The 20744-nt window shown below is 63.6% G+C and carries 13 protein-coding genes; 3 read left to right on the top strand and 10 right to left on the bottom strand.

Translation table 11 applies throughout. From position 1 onward, the window contains the following. Positions 1-134: 134 nt before the first annotated feature. Together ACPS74_RS15790 and ACPS74_RS15785 are read right to left on the bottom strand one after the other, a co-directional pair. Positions 135-3281 carry an efflux RND transporter permease subunit gene (locus ACPS74_RS15790; protein ID WP_029648018.1) on the bottom strand — a complete coding sequence of 1049 codons (3147 nt, stop codon included), beginning with the start codon at positions 3279-3281 and terminating at the stop codon, positions 135-137. A 9-nt stretch (positions 3282-3290) separates the two neighbouring features. Continuing rightward, entirely contained in the window at positions 3291-4460 is a 1170-nt protein-coding gene (locus ACPS74_RS15785; protein ID WP_051381648.1) for an efflux RND transporter periplasmic adaptor subunit, read from the bottom strand. A 300-nt stretch (positions 4461-4760) separates the two neighbouring features. Between ACPS74_RS15785 and pepN the strand changes: the two genes are divergently transcribed. Next, positions 4761-7397 (top strand): aminopeptidase N, encoded by a 2637-nt coding sequence (gene pepN / locus ACPS74_RS15780; protein WP_029648022.1) that lies wholly within the window; start codon positions 4761-4763, stop codon positions 7395-7397. Between the two features lie 135 nt (positions 7398-7532). After that, on the top strand, positions 7533-9971 hold the full coding sequence (locus tag ACPS74_RS15775) for a PAS domain-containing sensor histidine kinase (RefSeq protein WP_029648023.1): 2439 nt from the start codon (positions 7533-7535) through the stop codon (positions 9969-9971). Here ACPS74_RS15775 and ACPS74_RS15770 read toward each other — a convergent pair. From ACPS74_RS15770 to ACPS74_RS15755, 4 genes are all read right to left on the bottom strand, one after another. Next, positions 9863-11275 carry a sensor histidine kinase gene (locus ACPS74_RS15770; RefSeq protein WP_083481277.1) on the bottom strand — a complete coding sequence of 471 codons (1413 nt, stop codon included), beginning with the start codon at positions 11273-11275 and terminating at the stop codon, positions 9863-9865. The two genes, ACPS74_RS15775 and ACPS74_RS15770, sit on opposite strands and share 109 nt — an antisense overlap. Beyond that, entirely contained in the window at positions 11259-11942 is a 684-nt protein-coding gene (locus ACPS74_RS15765) for a response regulator transcription factor (protein WP_029648028.1), read from the bottom strand. The genes ACPS74_RS15770 and ACPS74_RS15765 overlap by 17 nt, the downstream gene beginning before the upstream one ends. A 173-nt stretch (positions 11943-12115) precedes the next feature. Further along, positions 12116-13633: a Do family serine endopeptidase gene (locus tag ACPS74_RS15760; protein WP_051381647.1), complete on the bottom strand. Its 1518-nt coding sequence runs from the start codon at positions 13631-13633 to the stop codon at positions 12116-12118. Positions 13634-13784: 151 nt separating this feature from the next. Then, positions 13785-14369 carry a nucleoside 2-deoxyribosyltransferase gene (locus tag ACPS74_RS15755; RefSeq protein WP_029648031.1) on the bottom strand — a complete coding sequence of 195 codons (585 nt, stop codon included), beginning with the start codon at positions 14367-14369 and terminating at the stop codon, positions 13785-13787. Positions 14370-14426: 57 nt separating this feature from the next. On the opposite strand from ACPS74_RS15755, the gene ACPS74_RS15750 reads away from it, so the two are divergent. Then, positions 14427-15110 carry a hypothetical protein gene (locus ACPS74_RS15750; RefSeq protein ID WP_029648033.1) on the top strand — a complete coding sequence of 228 codons (684 nt, stop codon included), beginning with the start codon at positions 14427-14429 and terminating at the stop codon, positions 15108-15110. 52 nt (positions 15111-15162) lie between these two features. Here ACPS74_RS15750 and corA read toward each other — a convergent pair whose 3' ends face one another. From corA to gshB, 4 genes are read right to left on the bottom strand one after another with little or no spacing between them, the layout of a single operon-like run. Beyond that, positions 15163-16167: a magnesium/cobalt transporter CorA gene (gene corA / locus ACPS74_RS15745; RefSeq protein ID WP_029648034.1), complete on the bottom strand. Its 1005-nt coding sequence runs from the start codon at positions 16165-16167 to the stop codon at positions 15163-15165. A 14-nt stretch (positions 16168-16181) separates the two neighbouring features. Then, positions 16182-16778: a nucleotide exchange factor GrpE gene (gene grpE, locus ACPS74_RS15740; protein ID WP_029648035.1), complete on the bottom strand. Its 597-nt coding sequence runs from the start codon at positions 16776-16778 to the stop codon at positions 16182-16184. A gap of 56 nt (positions 16779-16834) precedes the next feature. Continuing rightward, a complete protein-coding gene (locus ACPS74_RS15735) occupies positions 16835-19645 on the bottom strand; it encodes a [protein-PII] uridylyltransferase (protein WP_029648037.1) in 2811 nt (936 codons plus the stop codon). Beyond that, complete coding sequence (gene gshB, locus ACPS74_RS15730) at positions 19642-20619, bottom strand: glutathione synthase (RefSeq protein ID WP_036241116.1); 978 nt, start codon at positions 20617-20619, stop codon at positions 19642-19644. The genes ACPS74_RS15735 and gshB overlap by 4 nt, the downstream gene beginning before the upstream one ends. Between the last annotated feature and the right edge of the window lie 125 nt (positions 20620-20744).

The following is a 20744-nucleotide window of genomic DNA, read 5'->3' as shown; positions in this document are numbered from 1 at the left end:
TTTCTTGGGTGACGGCTTAACAGACGCCTTTATCTGCATCTCCGCCGGCTCGTTCTGCTCCTGTGCAAAGACTCCCGTCTCGAAAAGCGAAGCGAACGCTATCAGGGAAAATGCTGTGAAAACCGCGCCGACCCTCATGCGCGAGCGTCCTCGCGCTCACGCATCGGCGCGGGGCGCCGCATCGCGCGCGCGCGGAACTTCTGACGAATGACCAAGCCCAGATTGGCGGTGCGGTCATAAAGAATCGGCAGCAGGATCAAGGTCAGCACCGTGGCCGAGAGCAACCCGCCGATGACGACGATGGCGAGCGGACGCTGGATCTCGGCGCCGGGCCCATGCGCGAACAGGAACGGTATCAAGCCGAAGGCCGCGATGGTGGCGGTGAGCATAACGGGCCGCATGCGCCGACGCGCGCCCTCTAACACCGCTTCGCGCGTGCTGCGCGTGCCTTCGGCCACAAGCTTGTTGATGTAGGAGATGAGCACGACGCCATTGAGAACCGCAATTCCGATAAGCGCGATAAAGCCGACCGACGAGGGCACGGACATAAATTCTCCCGAAAGCCACAGGCCCAAAATGCCGCCGATCGCCGCGAAAGGCACATTGCAGAACACCAGCGTCGCCTGTAGCACCGAGTTGAAGGTTAGATAAAGCAACAGGAAAATCAGCGCCAGCGCGATCGGCACGACGATCGCGAGTCGGGCCGATGCGCGTTGCTGGTTTTCGAACTGGCCGCCCCATTGATAGCGATATCCCGGCGGCGTCTTTACGTTTTTGGCGACGGCTTTCTTGGCTTCGTCGACGAATCCGACAAGATCCCGTCCCGTCACATTGGCGAGGACGGTGGCGAAGCGACGGCCTTCCTCGCGAATGATCTGGATCGGCCCGTTTTCCACGCGCACGTCGGCGAGTTGCGACAGTTCGACGACTTTGCCTTCCGACGACACCATCGGCAGCCGCGCGAAATCGACGGATGAGCGGCGCGAAGTCTCCGAGCCGCGGATGACGAGCGGCGTGCGGATCGGCCCTTCCAGCACGATGCCGACCGGCTGACCGTCGACCCAAACGCGCAGCGCGTCCTGAATTTCGCCGGCGTTGAGGCCAAAGCGCCCGGCAGCCAGCCGATCGACGCGCGCCGTCAGATAGCGCATGCCGTCATTCTGCAGACCGAAAACGTCGCGCGATCCCTTGATCTTGCGCAATGTCGCGGTAACCTCGCGGGTGAGGCGGTTAAGCTCATCGAGATCGTCGCCAAATATCTTGACGACCACGTCGCCGCGGGCGCCGATGATCATTTCCTGAACGCGCATGTCGATCGGCTGCGAAAAGGCGTAGGAAATGCCGGGCATGCTATCGAGCACAGCGCGGATCTCGCCCATCAGCCAATCGATATCCTTGCCGCGCCATTCGCTTTGCGGCGCAAGCGTCAGGAAATTATCGGTGTCGTTGAGGCCGACGGGATCGATGCCGAGCTCGTCGGCGCCGGCGCGGGCCATCATTCCCTTGACTTCCGGCACGCGCTCCATGATTGCGCGCTGAATGCGCATGTCGGTCTCCGCAGCCATATTGACGCTGATCGTCGGATGTTTGCGGATGGTGATGACGGGCGTGCCTTCGTTCATCACCGGCATGAAGGTCTGGCCGATGCGCGCATAGGCGGTGAAGGCGACGACGAGGCCAATGACGGCGACGGCGCCGACAATTACCGGCTTGTCGAGGGCGCGCTTGAGCAGCGGCTCGTAGACGGCGGCGAGCTTGCGCACGAGCCAGGGCTCGTCGGCATGGCCCGGCTTCAGCAACGTCGCGCTAAGCGCCGGCACGACGGTGAGCGACAGCACGAGCGCCGATCCGAGCGCGAAGGCGATGGTCAGCGCCACCGGCGCGAACAGACGCCCTTCCAGCCCTTCGAGAGAGAGCAGCGGCAGGAACACGGTGACGATGATGACCACGCCGGACGTGAGCGGGACGGCGACCTCGCGAGTCCCTTCGAGCGTCATGAAAATGCGATCGGAAAGACTGACATCATGCGCGTGCGCCATGCGATGTTCGACGTTCTCCACGACGACGACCGCGCAGTCGACCAAAAGTCCAATGGCGATCGCAAGACCGCCGAGCGACATGATATTCGCCGAGAGCCCCCACCAGCGCATGATGCCGAACGTCGCGAGCGCGGCGAGCGGCAAAATGACCGACACGACGATCGCGGCGCGAAGATCGCCAAGAAACAGGACGAGCAGGATGACGACAAGGACAATGGCCTCGATCAGCACTTTCTGCACGGTCCAGACCGCCTTGCCGATCAATTCGCTGCGATCGTAGAAGATTTCAATCTTGGCGCCTTTCGGCAGCGTCGGCTCGATTTCGGCCAGTCGCTCCTTCACGCCCTTGACGACCATGCTCGCGTCGGCGCCGCGGAGACCCAGAACGAGCGCCCACACCGCCTCGCCTTCGCCGTTACGCACGACGACGCCGTTGCGCGGCAACGCGCCATTGCGCACTTCGGCGACGTCGCCGACGCGCACGATGCCGGTGTCCCGCGCGGCAATGACGACAGACCGTATTTCCTCCAGCGATCGCAAGCGGCCTTCGGCGCGCACGAGCAACGCTTCCTCGCCATCGCGCACGCGCCCCGCGCCGTCGTTTTTATTGTTGTTGGAAAGCGCCGACTGGAGCATCTCGACCGTGACGCCGCGAGACGCCATGGCGGCGGGGAACGGCGCAACTTCGAAGGTGCGCACGAAGCCGCCGAGCACGTTGAGGTCGGCGACGCCTGGCAGACCACGGATCGCCGGGCGTATTGTCCAGTCGAGCAACGTGCGTTGCTCCGTCGGCGTGAGGTCGCCGCCGACAATGGTGAACATCACCATCTCGCCGAGCGGCGTCACGATGGGCGCGAGGCCGCCGGAGACGCCTTCCGGCAATTGGCTCTGCGCCTGCGCCAGACGCTCGTTCACCTGCGCGCGCGCCCAGTAGATGTCGGTCCCTTCCGAAAATTCGAAGGTGATCAGCGTCACCGAATATCGCGTCGTCGAGCGCATGCGAACGAGGTTGGGAATGCCCTTCGCCGCGAGCTCGATCGGCACAGTGACGCGCGCCTCCAACTCCTCGGGCGTGAGGCCCGGCGCGCGCATGGCGACCAGCACCTGCACCGGCGCGACGTCTGGAAATGCGTCGATCGGCAGTTTGAAATAGCTGACCGCCCCCCACCCGGCGATGCCGAGCGCGCCAAGAAAGACGAGCAGCCGCTGCTGGAGCGCGACACGGATCAGTCTTTCAAGCATTGCGTATCGTCACCTTTCGGCCTCGGCGAGTTCCGCCAGCAAGGTCAGCAGGCCGCGGGTCGCAACGCGCTCGCCTGCCTTGAGCGCGCCCTGGACGGACGCGGACTGCGGCGTCTCGGAAAGTAGCGTCACCGGGGTCGCGACAAAGCCTTCCGGCGAGCGCACGAACACCCAATTGTGATTTTTGAAGTTCACGAGCGCGTCGGCGGAAACGCGCCACTGGGAAGCGTCGCCGCCTTTAAGGCGCAGGATCGCCTGGACCGCTTGGCCAGGGCGCAGCGGACTCGATCCAGTCCGAAACTCGGCCACGGCCGTGACCGACTGCGTCGCCGCGTCCACGGTGCGGCCGATGCGAATAAGTCTGCCGTCGATGCCCGCTAACGGCAAATGCACGCGGTCGACGTTGTCGAGTCCAGCGGCGCGGCCAAGGGGCACTTGCAGATTGACCCAAATGGGGTCGAGCCTCGCAATGGTGATGAGCGGCGCCGAGGCCTGCACGCGCTCACCGGTGGTTCCATGTCGCTGCAAGACGGTGCCGGTGACCGGCGCGCGCACGACAAGCGCACTTGCGAGCTTGCGATCACGCTGAAGCGTATTGATCTCCTGATCCGTCATGCCGGCCAGCGACAGAATTTGTCTGCGCTCATCGAGCGCCGAGCGCGCCTGAGTCGCCTCGGCGCGCGTGACGATCAATCGCCGCTCAGCGATGATATGCTCCTTGAACAGCTGCTCGTCGCGCCGCAGCTTCTCCGCCGCGAGGTTCGCCTCCGAGACAGCGTGCAGGAAGGCGCGCTGGGCTTCGATGAGCTCCGACGACTTCAACGTCGCGATCGGCGCGCCTTGTTTGACATCCTCGTCGATTGCGACGAGCAGAGTCTCGACGAGACCGGCGGCGGGGGCCGCCACAATGAGGAGTTGCTGCGGCGGCACCGCGACGACGCCGGGCACGACGAGCTCGCCCATGCCGGACTCCTTCTCGACGGGCTGAGTCTCAACGCCGGCGACGCGCATCTGATCTTCGCTGATTTTGACGAGGATCGGCTCCAGGTTCTGGTTTTCTGCGGGTGCAGCTTGCGCGGCTGGAGCGCTGAATGTCAGAAGGCCGCCGAGAACGAAAAAGCCCGAGAGAACAAGAAGGCCAAAGATAGGAGCAAGCGCCCGCCGCATGTGAATGATCATAACCTTCGCTTTGCAGGCCGTCCGCCTGCCTTCCGCTGTCGAGGGCATTGGGACGCGCTCCACGCGAAGCGGCGCACGCTGAAGTGACGCGCACAACAGCGGCCGCCGCATTCCTACGGCGCCGCCATGGCTGATTTTGCCCGGATGCGGCGACAGGCTCAAGGCAATTCGGCCGCTCGCCGGAGATTTTCCAAAAGAAACAGGCCGTGCGGTTCCGTATTCGGCGGCTCTGGACGTCGCAAACGACGGCTACCGTTCTATAATCACCGCAGAAACGTGGCCCTAGCCCTGAGGAGCGAAATGCGTCATCCTTCGACCGCCGCCATCCGGCTCGCCGATTATCGTCCTGCCGATTTCGCGATCGATTCCGTCGAACTCGATTTCAGCCTGCATCCCACCAAGACCCGCGTCTCCGCGCGACTGGCGCTGCGCCGTAATCCAGCCGGTGATTCTTCTGCGCCACTCGTGCTCGACGGCGACGAATTGATGCTGCTGGGCGTGAAGCTCGACGGCCGCACGCTCGGGCCCGGCGAATATGAAGCGACGCCCGATCGCTTTACGCTCACCAATGTTCCCGACGCGCCTTTTACGCTGGAAGTCGACACGGAGCTCAATCCCAGCGGCAATACGCAGCTTTCCGGGCTCTATCGCTCCGGCTCGGCCTATTGCACGCAATGCGAGGCGGAAGGTTTTCGCCGCATCACCTATTTCCTGGACCGGCCCGACGTGCTCAGCGTCTATACGACGCGCATCGAAGCCGAGAAAAGCGACGCGCCGATCCTGCTGTCGAACGGCAATCCGGTCGAGCATGGCGATGTTGCAGGCTCCAATCGCCACTATGCTCTCTGGCGCGATCCGTTCCCAAAGCCCTCTTATCTGTTCGCGCTCGTGGGCGGCGATTTGGGCGTTGTGCGCGACCAATTCACGACAATGTCGGGCCGCGTCGTCGAACTGGCCATCTACGTCGAACATGGCAAGGAATCGCGCGCGGCCTATGCGATGGACGCGCTGAAGCGCTCGATGCGCTGGGACGAAGAGAAATTTGGCCGCGAATATGATCTCGATGTGTTCAACATCGTCGCCGTTTCCGACTTCAACATGGGCGCGATGGAGAACAAGGGCCTCAATATCTTCAACGACAAATATGTGCTCGCCTCGCCAGACACCGCGACCGACGGCGATTACGCCGGCATCGAAGGAGTCATCGCGCACGAATATTTCCACAATTGGACGGGCAATCGCATCACCTGCCGCGACTGGTTCCAGCTGTGCCTCAAGGAAGGGCTGACAGTTTTCCGCGACCAGGAATTTTCGGCTGACATGCGCTCGCGCGCGGTTGAGCGCATCGGCGACGTGCGCGGCCTGCGCCTCGCGCAATTTCCCGAAGACGCAGGTCCGCTCGCACATCCCGTGCGTCCGGACGTCTATCAGGAAATCAACAATTTCTATACGTCGACCGTTTATGAGAAGGGCGCTGAAATCATCCGCATGCTGCGGACGCTGATCGGCGAAGACAACTTCCGCCGCGGCATGGATCTTTATTTCGAACGTTTCGACGGGACGGCCGCAACGATCGAAGATTTCCTCTCCTGCTTCGCCGCATCGTCCGGCCGTGACCTGACGCATTTCGCGCGTTGGTACAGTCAGGCGGGGACGCCCGTCGTGACGACGTCAGGCGAATATGATTCCGCTGCCCAGACGTTCGCCTTGAAGCTTTGTCAGCAAACACCTCCAACGCCGGGTCAAAGCGACAAGAAACCGGTCGTGATCCCGGTGGCGCTCGCGCTCTTTGGCGAGAATGGCCAAAAGCTCGATCTCGTGAGCGAGGACGCCGCGCCGACTGAACTTGCCCGAGGTTTGATCGAACTGGACAGCGCCGAGCGCGTCATCCGTTTCCGCGAGATTCCGTCACGGCCCGTGGTCTCGCTGCTGCGCGGCTTTTCCGCGCCTGTGCGCCTCGAGCCGGCGCCGGCCAGCGAGGATCTCGAGCGCCTGCTTGCCTGTGACGACGATCCGTTCAATCGCTGGCAGGCGTCGCAAAGCCTCGCCTTGCGGGCGATCTTCGGCCGACTCGAAACCGGCGCTCTTGACGCCCGGGGGTTGAGCGAGGCGCTGCGACTGCTGCTCGCCAAGGCCGAGGACGATCCTGCTTTGGTCGCACAGGCGCTGTCGCTGCCGTCCGACATCGATCTTGCGCGCGAAAAAGGGCGCGACGTCGACCCGGATCAGCTCTTTGAGGCGCGCAGGGCGTTGCGCGCGGAGATCGGCGAGTCGCTCGGCTCAGAACTCGACGCGATCCACGCGCGCTTTTCCGCCGCTGGCGCCTTTACGCCCGACGCCGCGAGCGCTGGACGCCGCGCATTGCGCAACGTGACGCTTGATCTCCTGGCCGCGGGCGATGCTGACAAGGGTAGATCTCTTGCCACGGCGCAGTTCGAAACCGCCGGGAATATGACCGACAAGCTCGCCGCGCTCGCGACATTGGCGCTTCTCGGCGGCCATGCGCGCGAGGAGGCCTTCGCCCGGTTCTACGCACAATATGCCGGCGAAGCGCTTGTCATCGACAAATGGTTCTCGCTGCAGGCGATGATTCCGGAAGCGGCGACCACACAGCGCGTATTGGGTCTGATGACCCACCGGGAATTTTCGATGAGCAACCCCAACCGCGTGCGCGCGTTGATCGGCGCCTTCGCCAACGGCAATCTCACGCGCTTTCATGCGCTCGACGGGTCGGGATATGATTTGCTGACGGCCGTGGTTCTCGAAGTCGATCCGAAGAATCCCCAGGTGTCCGCACGGCTTCTCTCGGCGCTGCGGTCCTGGCGCACGATGGAGTCGCGGCGCCGCGACCTCATTGAAGCCCGGCTCAAGCATATCGTCGCGCAGGAAAATCTTTCGGCGGACCTGCGCGACATCGCCACGCGGGCGCTTGGCTGAGGCGCTTGGCTGAGGCGCCCAAAAAAGAGTCGTTAACGTCGCGTTAAGTTCTGGACAATCGCGCGTCGAGAGATTCGAATGAAGGTGATTCGCTCGTAAGCCGCGTTCGCATCACAATCAATTTGGAGGCTATCGATGGCGCGCGCTCCCGCTGCCCGCGTGAAGACTCACGCCCATACCGTGTGGGGAGCGTGCCGCTTTGATGAGGACGGCGCAAAGGGCCTGAAGGACTTCTCCTGGCTGCGCCCTCTGGCGTTCGCCGCCTGCGCGGTTTGCCTCGTCTCTCTCGCCGCCTTTGTCGTGTCGCTGACCAGCGCGATGCAGGATCGACTGGTCGAACAGGCGGTCGACGATCTCGATCTTTTCGTTCGCGCCGTGTCCCAGGACCTGCGCGATAAAATCCAGACCGACGCGCAAAAGCCGTTCGGCGCGCCGCTCAATCAGCTTGTGCCGCAAGGCGCGCTGGCGCGAGGACGACGCATTCTGGTGACGGACGACCGCGGCCGCGTCGCCGCCGCCTTTCCGCCAATTCCTTCGAAAGACCTTACGCTGTCGCAAGCCATCGGCGCCGAAGATGCGCTCGTCGACTTCGCCGACAACGCCGGCGTCTTGCGCGTCACTTTGCCGGATGGCGTTCCCGCCCTCGTGAGCGTCAGAAAGCTGCCGACCCCATTCGGTCAGGTGGCGATGATTTATCCGGTGGACAATGTGCTGGGCGAGTGGCGCGTGATCGCGTCCCGCTATGCGCTGCTGTTCGCCTGCACCACGCTGCTGCTGCTCGTCATCGTCCTCGCCTATTTCCGCCAGAGCCGGCGCCGACAGGACGTCGAACGCGCCAATACGTTGATCCGCAGGCGCCTCGAGGCGGCGCTTTCGCGCGGCCGATGTGGCCTTTGGGAATGGGACATTGCGCGCGGCCGGATCTCCTGGTCGGACTCCATGTATGAAATGTTGGGGCTGCCGGCCGACCGCCGCTCCCTCTCCTATACCGAATTGAGCGCGCTGCTGCATCCCGACGACGGCGACTTCCAAACGATGGCCGACATGGTCGCGAGCGCACGGACGAACAGCGTGGATCACGAGTTCCGGCTGAAGAACGCCGCCGGCGAATGGATCTGGCTGCGCGCGCGGGCGCAGATCGTCGAAGATGGTCGGGAAGCCGGCAAGCATTTGATTGGAATCGCAATCGACGTTTCGGAGCAACGCGCGCTCGCCGAACAAACGGAGATGGCCAATTTGCGCCTGCGCGACGCGATCGACGCCATTTCCGAAGCCTTCGTGCTGTGGGACGCCAAGAACCGCCTCGTGACCTGCAATTCGAAATTTCTCTCGCTGCATGGGCTTTCGCTGGAAGCCGCATCCGCCGGAGCCAACTATCGGCAGATCATGAGCTGCGCCACCGCGCCGCTGATCCGCACCCAGGTCGCTTCGCCCGACGGACCTTCGCCAGACGCCCGCACCTATGAGGCGCAGCTTATCGACGGCCGCTGGCTTCAGATCAACGAGCGCCGCACCAAGGATGGCGGCTATGTCTCCGTGGGCGCCGATATTACGGCGCTCAAGCGCAACGAGGAGAAGCTGCGTGAATCGGAGCGCCGACTCACTGCGAGCGTCGCCGATTTGACCCGCTCGCGACAGACGCTGGAGATGCAGGCGCAGCAGCTCGCGACTCTCGCCGAGCAGTATCATCATCAAAAGGCCGAGGCGGAAGCCGCCTATGTGGCGAAATCAGAATTCCTCGCCAATATGAGCCACGAGCTGCGCACGCCGCTCAACGCCATCATCGGCTTTTCGGAAATGATGGAGGCGGAGCCGTTCGGCGCGCTCGGTTCGCCAAAATATCTCGAATATTGCTGCGGCATACGCCAGGGCGGCAATTACCTCAACGAAGTTCTGTCCGACATTCTCGACATGTCGCGTCTCGAAGCGGGCCTCGTGCGTCTTGCCGAACGGGAGATCAACGTCGCGGAGGCGCTGCGCAAGGCCGTCGGCGCCTGGCGCGCGCGCGCCGACGTGAAGAACATCGAGCTTGTCGCCGACGCCCGCGAGAACCTGCGTTGCGTCGGAGACGAAGCGGCGATCGTCAAGACGCTCAGCATCTTTCTATCCAACGCCGTCAAATTCAGCGAATTCGGACGCATCGTGCGGGTGCGCGCGCGAGCGCATGGCGGCGCGATCGACGTCTATGTCGAGGATTCGGGGCGCGGCATCGACCCGCGCGCCATCCCCAAGCTCGGCAAGCCGTTCGAACAATGCGCCGATCTGATGGAAAACGGCATGCGGGGATCGGGGCTCGGCCTCGCCATCGCCCGCGCCCTCATCGAGCTGCATGGCGGCGCGCTGCGCGTCCGCTCCCGTCTTGGAGAAGGCACGGTCGTCATGATGCGGCTGCCGGCCGCCTCGGCGACGGTGACCCCTTTGAAGGCGCGCGCCGTCGAACCCGGCGCATCCGCGAAGATTGCGCCTTATGCGCGCTCCATCCGCGCGGTCGGGCCGACAGTTGTCCGCATCGCGGGCAGCGACAGCGCCACGCGCAATCCAGGCGCGTTGTCTTCGATCCGCAACGCGCCGTGATGCATCCGCGCAACCGCCGCCGCCAGCGACAGCCCGAGACCTGAGCCCGGCCGCGAACGGGAATTCTCAAGCCGCACGAAACGTCCCACCACGCGCTCGCGATCCGACGGCGCGATGCCGGGTCCGCGGTCCGCGACGATGATCTCCACACGATCGCCGACGCGACGCGCCTCGATGGCGATACGCGGCGCGTCGCCTGTCCCGCCATATTTCAGCGCATTGTCCACGAGATTCACCAGCGCCTGCCCGAGCAGTTCGCGGCTGCCGGTGACCGCAAGTCCGTCCTGCGCCGCGACATCGAGAAAGACGCCCTGCTCTTCGGCGACGGGCTCATACATCTCTGCGATGTCGCGCACGACGGAATCGGCGTCGAAGACGGCCATATTGTCGCTCGAATATCCCGCCTCCGCCCGCGCGATCATTAATAGCGCGTTGAACACGCGGATCAGGTTGTCGGACTCTTCGATCACGGCGGCGAGCGCCGCACGATGCTCGCTGTCGTTTGAGCCCGCCCGCAAGGCCGCCTCGGCGCGGTTGCGCAATCGGGTCAACGGCGTCTTGAGGTCATGCGCGATGTTGTCGGAAACTTCGCGCAAGCCGGCCATCAGCTCGCTGATGCGCTCAAGCATGGCGTTGAAATTTTCCGCCAGACGATCGAGTTCGTCGCCGGCGCCCGAGATGGCGAGTCGCTCGTGCATATCGCCCGCCATGATGCGGCGCGCCGAGCCCGACATCACGTCGACGCGCTCCAGCATGCGATGCGACACGAACAAGCCGCCAAGCGCGCCGACGAGCGCGAGCCAGAATAGCGACACGCCCAGCGCGCGCCGCAATATCCCGCGAAGCACTTCATGATCTTCGATGTCATGGCCGATGAGCAGGCGAAAGCCGCCGGGAAGCAGAAACAGCCGCAGCAAAGCCGGATGCTTGACGCCCGGCTCGCCGCGTCGCTCATAAGGCGTCTCGACGAGTTCCGTGCCGCCGGAGGGCGTGAAACTCGGCGGCTCGATATTGCCGACGATAACGTCCCCGGCATGACTCGAGAGCAGATAGAGCGAACCGCCGGGCGCGCGCACACGGCGCTCCACCGCATTGACGAGCTGGCGCAGGCCGCCCTGCGCATATTGTTCGGATAGCGCCCGGATTTCCGCGTCGACGGTCTGCTCGATCTGCTCATCGAGCACTTCCTTGACGCGTGCGCCGACGCGCGCGAGCACGAGGCCCGCGCCAATCGAGAACAGCACGAGATACGCGATCGACAGTTTGAACGCCGTCGTGCGGAAAAGCTTACCGAGCGCCGTCACGGATCATATACCCAGCCCCGCGGATGGTGTGCAGAAGCGGGTTCTCGCGGCCTTTGTCGATCTTGGATCGCAGACGGGAAATATGCACGTCGATGACATTGGTCTGCGGATCGAAATGATAATCCCAGACATTCTCGAGCAGCATCGTGCGGGTCACCACCTGGCCGGCATGTTTCATCAGATATTCCAGCAGCCGGAACTCGCGCGGCTGAAGCACCACCTCCTGGCCGCCGACCGTCACCTTGTGCGACAAGCGATCGAGCTCCAGATCGCCGACGCGATATTGGGTTTCTTCGCCCTTGGGCCCGACCCGGCGGCGCGCCAGCGCCTCGATCCGCGCCAGCAGTTCCGAAAAGGCGTAGGGCTTCGGAAGATAGTCGTCGCCGCCGGCGCGCAGACCCTTCACGCGGTCGTCGACCTGGCCGAGCGCGGAGAGAATGAGCGCCGGCGTTTGAACGCCTTGCTCGCGCAAGCCCGAGATCAGCGACAGCCCGTCCATCTTAGGAAGCATCCTGTCGACGATCAGCACGTCGTAACCGCCTTCGCTGGCGCGTCCATAGCCAGAAAGCCCGTCGGCGGCGTGTTCGGCGACATGGCCTTGTTCACGGAACGCCTTGACGAGGTATTCGCTCGCTTCGCTGTCGTCTTCAATGATCAGAATGCGCATGTTTCACTATAGCTGAGATTGCAAAAAAACGGCAGGCCGGCGCATTGTGCGCCAGCCTGCCCCGCGTTCGGAAGCCAGGAGGGGACTGGCTCTGCCCGACGCTCTTCGTTGCGGAGACCGGCTGCGGGCGGGTGCAGTGCGACGGTCTCGACGCAAGAAGTCCTTAAGCGGCCTTAGCCGGCTCCGCCTTTCACCGGAACGGCGATGAACTTCGCGCCGTCCGCAGATTTCACACGCAGCAGCAGCGAACGCCGTCCCTCTTTGCGAGCCGCTTCAAGTGCGGACGCGAGCTCGCCGCGGGAACTCACCGGCTGCCCGGCGGCCTCGATAATCACGTCGCCCCTGCGCAATCCCTTTTGCGCGGCGGCGCCGGAGGGATCGAGATCCGTCACGAACAGCCCTTCCCGGCCTGCCCCGCGGATGTCGGCCGCCGGGGCGACCTCGAGCCCAAGGCCGGACAGTTCCGGCCCCCGCTCCGAGAAGCCTTCATCATCGGCGCGCGCTTCCCGTTCGTCGGGAAGGGAGCCGAGTTTCAGCTTCACCGTCTTTTCGGCGCCCGAGCGCAGGTAGGTGATGTCCGCCGTCTTGCCAGGGCCAAGGGTCGCGATGCGGCGCGCGAGATCACGCGACGTGTCGATCTTGTCGCCGTTGACGGCGACGATGATGTCGCCAGACTTCAGGCCGGCCTCTTCCGCCGGAGCGCCCCGCTGCGGCTGCGCGATCAGCGCGCCTTTCGTAGACTTCAGCCCCATGCTGTCGGCGATTTCCGGCGTCACGTTCTGAATCTTGACGCCGATCCAGCCACGCGACACGGAGCCCTTTTCCTTGAGCGCCGCGACGACGTCCTTGGCCACCTCGGCCGGAATGGCGAAGCCGATGCCGATCGAACCGCCCGAAGGCGAATAGATCGCCGTATTGACGCCAATCACATTGCCGCGCGAATCAAAGGCCGGACCGCCGGAGTTGCCGCGATTGACCGGCGCGTCGATCTGCAAGAAGTCGTCGTAGGGGCCGGCGCCGATGTCGCGGCCGCGCGCCGAAACGATGCCGGCGGTGACTGAGCCACCCAGGCCGAACGGGTTTCCGACCGCGATCACCCAGTCGCCGACGCGCGGCGCCGTAGAGCCCCAGTCAACATAGGGCAGTTTGGCGCCGTCGCTGATCTTGAGCAGCGCCAGGTCGGTGCGCTTATCCGTGCCGACAACCTTGGCGGGCAGCGTCCTTCCGTCGTCGAGCGCAACGTCGACTTCGCTGGCGTGTTCCACGACGTGGTTATTGGTGACGACATAGCCGTCCGGGCTGATGATGAAACCAGAGCCCTGCGACATCGTCATGTGTTTTTGCGGACGGCCCCCCTGACCTTCGCCGAAGCGCTTGAAAAAGCGATACATGGGGTCGTCGGGCGACACGTCCGGCATCTCGAAGATGCCGCCGCCCTGCTGATCATCGACGGCCTTGACCTTGATGGCGACGACAGCGGGCTTGACGCGCTCGACGACGTCCGCGAAGGAGGCGGGTCCGGCGGCGGTGACAGATCCTGAAAGCGGCGCTTCGGCGTAAGCAGGCGTCAGCGGCGCCGGACCGATCGCTGCGCTCAGCGCGAACGCCGCCGCAGCGCCCATCAGCGCCAGACGGGACGCGCGGCGCGGCGCTTCAACGGCGCGGGCGCGAGGATTGTTTGCGATAGGCATTTTTCGAAAATCTCCATCTTGAACGACGCCGCGTGGAGGAGAAGCGCAACGTCGCCGCAAGATGGAAGATGGAGATCACCGCTTTGCCGGCCAATGGCGGCGGGATGAAACTTTCGTAAGGCGTGGCTCTCGGAAACTTGGGGCGGGCCGCCTATGCAGCTGCAGCGCCGTTTCGCCCTGAGCGAAAGAAAGCCGCAGCCTGCCGCAAACAGCGGTCGAACCCCTCGAGATCAGTGAAGCGGCGGTCCGGGGCCGCGTCTCGCACGACGATCTCCCAGCCCTGCGATCGCACCGCTTCAGCGATCATGAGATTGTCCGCGAGGCCGAAATTCTCGACGCTCATGCCATCGTCGGCGAATTCGCGTCCCGCCGCCCGGCGGCCTTCCCCAAATGCGCCGACGACGCGATCACGGTAAGGCGTCGCCACATTCGTGTAGGCGAAAACCGGCTTTTCCAACGCGAAAGCGAAACCGACTTCGAAAGCGGTGCCGGGGTCAATGCTGAGACCCCGGAAAGGCGTAATGTTCGCGATCACCGCCGCGCACTGGCGCATCAGCGCGACATTCGCGTTGAATATGCGTTCCGATATGCCATCCTGACGCGTAAGCGCGAGTTCCGCGTCGAGGGGAAACACGCCGACCAGGCCATGATCGCTGCAATGCGCTTTTTTCGCGCATCCGATGTCGATCGCATCGGCGAGGAAGACGTCAGGCCCCGCCAGATAAACGGACGCCATCGGCGCCTCCGCATGGATTCGTTCAGCATACTATAGCGGCGTTGGAGCCTCATTGCGATGACGAATAAAACCTCCACGAAGATAACGGACTTCGATCTTACTAAATTGGGCGACTCCACGGAGCCGCGGACCGCTCAGATCCTCACGGCGTATAATGCGCTGCGCGCCTTCGAAAGCGATTACGACAAGGCGCAGGGCCAATTGCGCGCCATCGCTTCGGCTTGGCTCCTTGCAGGAGTCGGCGCCTGCGGCTTTCTCGTCAACGCTGAATTCGCCAAGGACGGCTGGGACCATTGCGCAGCGGCGCTCGCGCGCCAAATTGTTATTTTCGTCGTGGCGCTCGGCGTTTCCGCGCTGTGGCGACTCGACCAGAAGGTTTATCAGCGACTTCTCCACACCGTTTATGCGCTCGGTTACCGCATCGAAAATGAATATCCATGTGTGCCGCCCACGCGTCGCGCGCTCTATGCGCTAAATAGCGACATCACGGGCGAGCTCGGTCATTTCTATGCCCGTCCGCTCGAACTTACCTTTTATGCCGGTCTCATCAACGCCGTCGCTGTGATCCCGCTTTTCTCGCTATCGATTGCTCGGACCCCTCAGCTCAACACAACGGAAGCGGGCTGGACCCTTGTACTCTGCTTCGCAATCGTCGCGGCGCACTATATCTATTGGAATGCCGTAAGTAAGGAGTCTCAAAGCTGGGAAAGCCTAAAGCAGTATTTGGACAGGGGCGCTTAGGGACCGACCCGGAAGCATTTATCGGCGGCCGGCGGTCTCAACCCGTTGAGAGCTAGATCCAGCCAGCGCGACGGAGCCGGAAATAAAGATAGCCGCAGATACTCACCGTCACGCCGAGGACGACGTAATAGCCATATTCCCAGTCGAGTTCGGGCATGTGACGGAAGTTCATGCCGTAGATGCCGGCGATGGCCGTGGGCACCGCTAGAATCGCGGCCCAGGCGGCGAGCCGGCGCGAAATGTCGGTCTGCTGGATCTGCGCGTTCATCAGGCTCGACTCGAAAGCGAAGGCGAGCGTCTCACGCATGGTGTCGATGCGTTCCTGAACGCGGCGCAGATGGTCGCGGACGTCGCGAAAATGCGGCCGCATCTCCCGGTCGATGGCCACGACGTCGCTGCGCTCCAAGCGACGGCAGACGTCCGAAAGCGGCGTCACGGCGTTGCGCAGATGCAGGAGGTCGCGCCGCAAACTATAGAGCTGCTCAATTTCCGGCTTGCCCATCGTCGTCGCGAGAACATGATCCTCGATGTCCTCGACCTGATCGTTGATCGCGTCGAGCACCGGAAAGTAGTTGTCGACGATGAAATCGAGAATGGCGTAGACAATGAAGTCTTCGCCCTCCGAGAGGCGTTCCGCGCGCGCCTCGCAACGCTCGCGCACATGCGCATACGAGCTCGACGCGCCATGGCGCACGCTCACGACATAGCCGGCGCCGATAAAAATATGCGTCTCGCCAAAGGCGATGCGCCCATCAACCATCTGCGCGGTGCGCGCGACGATGAAAACGCTGTCTTCATATTCTTCGAGCTTGGGAAACTGATGCGCCTTGAACGCGTCTTCGATCGCGAGATGATGCAGCGCGAACTGTTTCCCGACGCGCTCCAGCAGCTCTTGAGAGGGCTCGTAGAGCCCGATCCAGACGACATAGCCTTCGCGCTTGGTCCACTCTCCGGCCTCGTCGATCTCGATATCGGCGATCTTAAGTCCACCGTGATAGACCGCCGCCGCGACAACCCCGGCTTCCGTGGGCTTTGTCGCGGTCGCTCGCTCGTCCATGCGCCCTGCCCCGGTCAGGACGGCTTTGATCCGCCGCGCGCCACGCCGACTTTTGCGGGGCGCAACACGCGTTCGCCGATCATGTAGCCTTGCTCAACGACCTGAGCCACCGTGCCCGCCGGTTGCGTCTCGTCGGGAATTTCGAAGAGCGCTTCATGCTGATTAGGATCAAAGCGCGCGCCGTTGGCGTCGATCTTCCTGACGCCGAAGCGCGCGAGCCGCGCAAGAAAATCGCGCTCCATCACGTCGACCCCCTCAAGCAGCGACGCGACCGCCGGCTCGGCGCGCGCCCCCTCGGGCACGCTCTCTATGGCGCGGCGCAGATTGTCGGCGAAGGACAGCATCTCCCGCGCGAAATTCGCCACGCCATAAGTTTTCGCGTCGGCGATCTCGCGCTCGGCGCGACGGCGCACGTTCTCGACTTCGGCGAGCGCGCGAAGAAGCTTGTCTTTTAACCCTGCGTTTTCTGCATAGAGATTTTCGAGCTCGGTGAACGGCTCCGGCTGCGCAATGTCGGATTCGGCCGACGGCTGCGACAAGGATGAAGGCTCAGCGCCTCCCCGATTCTCCGTCGACTCAGCCTTTTTGTCCGCGTTCGTTGGATCGCTCATGCTGTCACCATCATTCTTTCGTAAAGGCTTCGATATCTGCGCGCGAAACGTCAAAATCAAGTCGCGGCGGCCGCTGGCGTTTTGGCCCCGCGCGCGCCGGGACCGCGAAACACGTCCAGGAGCTGGCGCTTGATTGTCGCCTGCCGCTGGGGTGAGGCGATCTTCGCTCCCGTCAAATCCGTGACATAGAAGGCGTCGACGGCGCGCTCGCCAAAGGTGACGATATGCGCCGAGGCGATATTGAGATTGAGCCGCGAAATCGCGTTGGTGAGCTCGAACAACAGCCCCTCGCGGTCGAGTCCCGAGACCTCGATGACCGTATAGACGTTCGACAGGCTGTTATCGACGACGACCTCAGGCGCGACCGAGAAGGCGTCGGTCGGCAGATGCGCTTTGGCGCGCGCCCGCAGCTCTTCAGACACGACGACCTCGCCGCGCAGCGCCCTGGCGATGAGGCCGGCGATGCGCCCGGCGCGGCGCATTTCGTCTTCGTCAAAATCAAAGGCGCGCGAGAAGAAGATCGTGTCGAGCGCGAGACCATCCGCAGTGGTAAAAATATGCGCGTCGACGATATTGGCGCCGCCAGCCGCGCAGCCGCCGGCGATGATCGACAGCAGACGCGGGTTGTCCGGCGCGACGACGGTCAGCTCCACGGCGCCGCGCGTCCTATCGAGTTCGACCGCGGTCGCCAGCGGCGCCGATGCGCCATTCATCTGGCGAAGCAGCTCCGCGTGGCGCAGCTTGCGGGCGATGTCGACCTTGAGCCAATAGGCCGGATAGTGACGCTTGGCGTAGGCGTCGAACTCGTCGTCGCTCCACTCTGGAAGCGCCGCGCGCAGCTCGGCCTTCGCGGCGGCGACGCGACTCTTGCGATCAACCGCCGAATGGCCGCCGCCGAGCACAACCTCCGTCTCCCAATAGAGCACGCGCAGCAGCTGCGCCTTCCAGGCGTCGAGCACGCCGGGCCCGACCGCGTTGATGTCGCAGACGGTGAGAACGAACAGCATCTTCAGCCGCTCCATCGTTTGAACGATAGCGGCGAAATTTTCGATGGTGACGCGGTCGGAGAGATCGCGGCTCTGCGCGAAGCTCGACATGGTGAGATGATGCTCGACGAGCCAGGCGACGGATTCGGTCTCGCCAGGGGTGAAGCCCAGACGCGGACACAGGCTGCGCGCCACCTCCATGCCGGCGAGCGAGTGATCCTCCTTTCGGCCTTTGGCGATGTCGTGCAGGAGCAGGCCCAGATAAAGCACCTTGCGGTTGACGATCGTCGGCAGGATTTCGTCAACGAGCTGCTGATGCTCCGGCATGCGTCCGGCTTCGAGATCGGACAGTCCGCCGACCACGCGCAGCAGATGCTCGTCGACCGTATAATGATGATACATATTGAATTGCATCATCGCGACGACTTTGCCGAAATCCGGAATGAAACGCCCAAGCACGCCGGTCTCATTCATCCGGCGCAGGGTGATTTCAGTCATGTTGCGCGAGAGCAGGATTTCGAGAAACAGCCGATTGGCTTCCTTGTTCGCGCGCAGATTGGCGTCGATGAGACGCAGCGACAGAGTCACCGCGCGCAAAGCGTCGGGATGCAGCGGCAGGCCGTGATGATCGGCCATCCAGAAAAGCCGGATGATGTTGACGGGATCGCGCTTGAACACATCCGCGTCGACGATGCTGATGCGGTCGTGATCAACGATGAAGTCACCCTGCGGGGCGCGACTGCGCCGGCGCCGAAACGGCTGCAGGAAGCGCTCGAAGATGGCGCGCGGCTTCGCCTGCTTTTCTTCAAGCGCCGCGCAGACGATCGCGGTGAGATCGCCGACTTCTTTCGCGACGAGAAAATAGTGCTTCATGAAGCGCTCGACCGGCGACAGCCCGCTGCGGTCGTGATAGCCCAGGCGCCTGGCGATCGTCGTTTGCACGTCGAAGGCGAGCCGCTCCTCGGCGCGTCCCGTCGCAAAATGCAGATGACAGCGCACGCGCCACAAAAACTCCTCGCAGCGCTCGAAGAGACTGAGCTCCGCCGCGGTGAAGAGGCCCGCGGCGACGAGCTCCTTCGCCTCACGCACGCGATAGACATATTTGGCGATCCAGAACAGCGTGTTGAGATCGCGCAGGCCGCCTTTGCCTTCCTTCACATTCGGCTCGACGAGATAGCGCGAGGCGCCGGCGCGCATCACGCGCGCGTCGCGTTCGGCGAGCTTGGCGGAGACGAATTCGCGCGCATCCGAACGGGCGATCTCGCGATCGAAGCTCTCACGGAACTCGCTGAACAGCTCGGCGTTGCCGAGAATGAAGCGCGCTTCGAGAAGCGTCGTTCGAATGGTCATGTCGGCGCGGGCCTGGCGCATGCATTCGGCGACGGAGCGCGTCGCATGGCCGACCTTCTGCCGCAGATCCCAAAGAATATAAAGGATCGCCTCGATGACGCTTTCGCCCCAGGGGGTCTGTTTGTACGGCACGAGAAACAGCAGATCGATGTCCGAGCCCGGCGCCAGCGTCCCGCGCCCATAGCCGCCAACCGCGATAATGGCGAGACGCTCGGCAAAGGTCGGATTGTCGACGACGTAAACGTAGCGCACGACATAATCGTAGATGGCGCCGATCAGTTCGTCTTCGAGCCCCGAGATCAATCTCGCGCACGCCAGTCCCGAGCCGCGCGCCTCAAGCCGCACGCGCGCGATCTCGCGTCCTTCCGCCAAAACCGAGCGAAACAATTCGACGATCGCCGTGCGCCGCGCATGGCCGCGCTCACCCTTGCAGATCGCGGCGACCGATGGCGCGAGCGCCTGCCGCAGACCGCGAAACTGCTCGTTGGGATCAAGCCCGGCGAAAACGCTGAGCGGCGCTGCTTCGTTCATGGAGTCAATTCCGGCGATCTGCCCGATGCGCGCAGGGCGCGAAGACGCGCCTCGATGGCGTCGAAGAGCGGCGGCGCAAGATCCGGCCCGCCGATGCGTTTTAGCGCGCGCAGCCCCGTCGGCGAGGTCACGTTGATCTCGGTGAGCCAGCCATCGATCACGTCGATGCCGACGAAGACCAATCCGCGCCGTTTCAGCTCTGGCCCGAGCCTCGCGCAAATGTCTCTTTCGCGCGCGTTGAGTTCGGACGCCGCCGGCGCCCCGCCACGAACCAAATTTGAGCGGATGTCGTCATCGGCCGGAATGCGGTTGATCGCGCCGAGCGCCTCGCCGTCGATGAGAAGGATGCGCTTGTCGCCCTTGACGATCTCCGGCAGGAATCGCTGCACGACCCACGGCTCGCGGAAAGTCGTCGCGAACATGTCAAAGAGCGAACCGAAATTCGGATCGCGCGGCGCGACCTTGAACACCGCGGCGCCGCCGTGGCCGTAGAGCGGTTTCATGACGATCTCGCCATGCTTGGCGCGAAAGCGCTCCATCGCCGCGCGGTCGCGCGTGATCAGCGTCGGCGGCATCAGATCGGCGAACTCCATCACGAAGATTTTTTCCGGCGCGTTGCGCACATGCGCAGGGTCGTTGACGACGAGAGTCGTCGGCGCGAGCCGCTCCAGAAAATGCGTGGAGGTAATATAGGCGAGATCGAACGGCGGGTCCTGACGCAGCAGCACCACGTCCATGGCGCCGAGTTCAAGGTCGGTGGCCTCGCCCAGCGTGTAATAGCGCGAAGAATCGTCGAAAACGTCGATGCGGCGCGCCCGCGCCGTCAGCCTCTCGCCTTCAAGCGACAGTTGGTCCGGCGTGTAGAACCACAGGCGATGGCCCCTGCGCTTCGCCTCCAGCATCAGCCCGAAGGTCGAATCTCCAGCAAAATTAATGCGTTCCAAGGGGTCCATCTGGACCGCGATCTCGAGCATCGATCCCCCTGCTCCGGCAGCCGCCGCCCTGCGCCGGCCCTTGGGAACGGCGCCGCCGCCCGGCGACACATAGCAGGAGAACCGTGGCCCTGCGCAAGCCTCAATCACCCCGGCGCTTAGCGGCC

Origin of the sequence: Methylocystis sp. SB2 (assembly GCF_049817085.1) — a bacterium.
Lineage (GTDB): Bacteria > Pseudomonadota > Alphaproteobacteria > Rhizobiales > Beijerinckiaceae > Methylocystis > Methylocystis rosea.
This window is presented reverse-complemented; position numbering and strand designations above follow the sequence as displayed.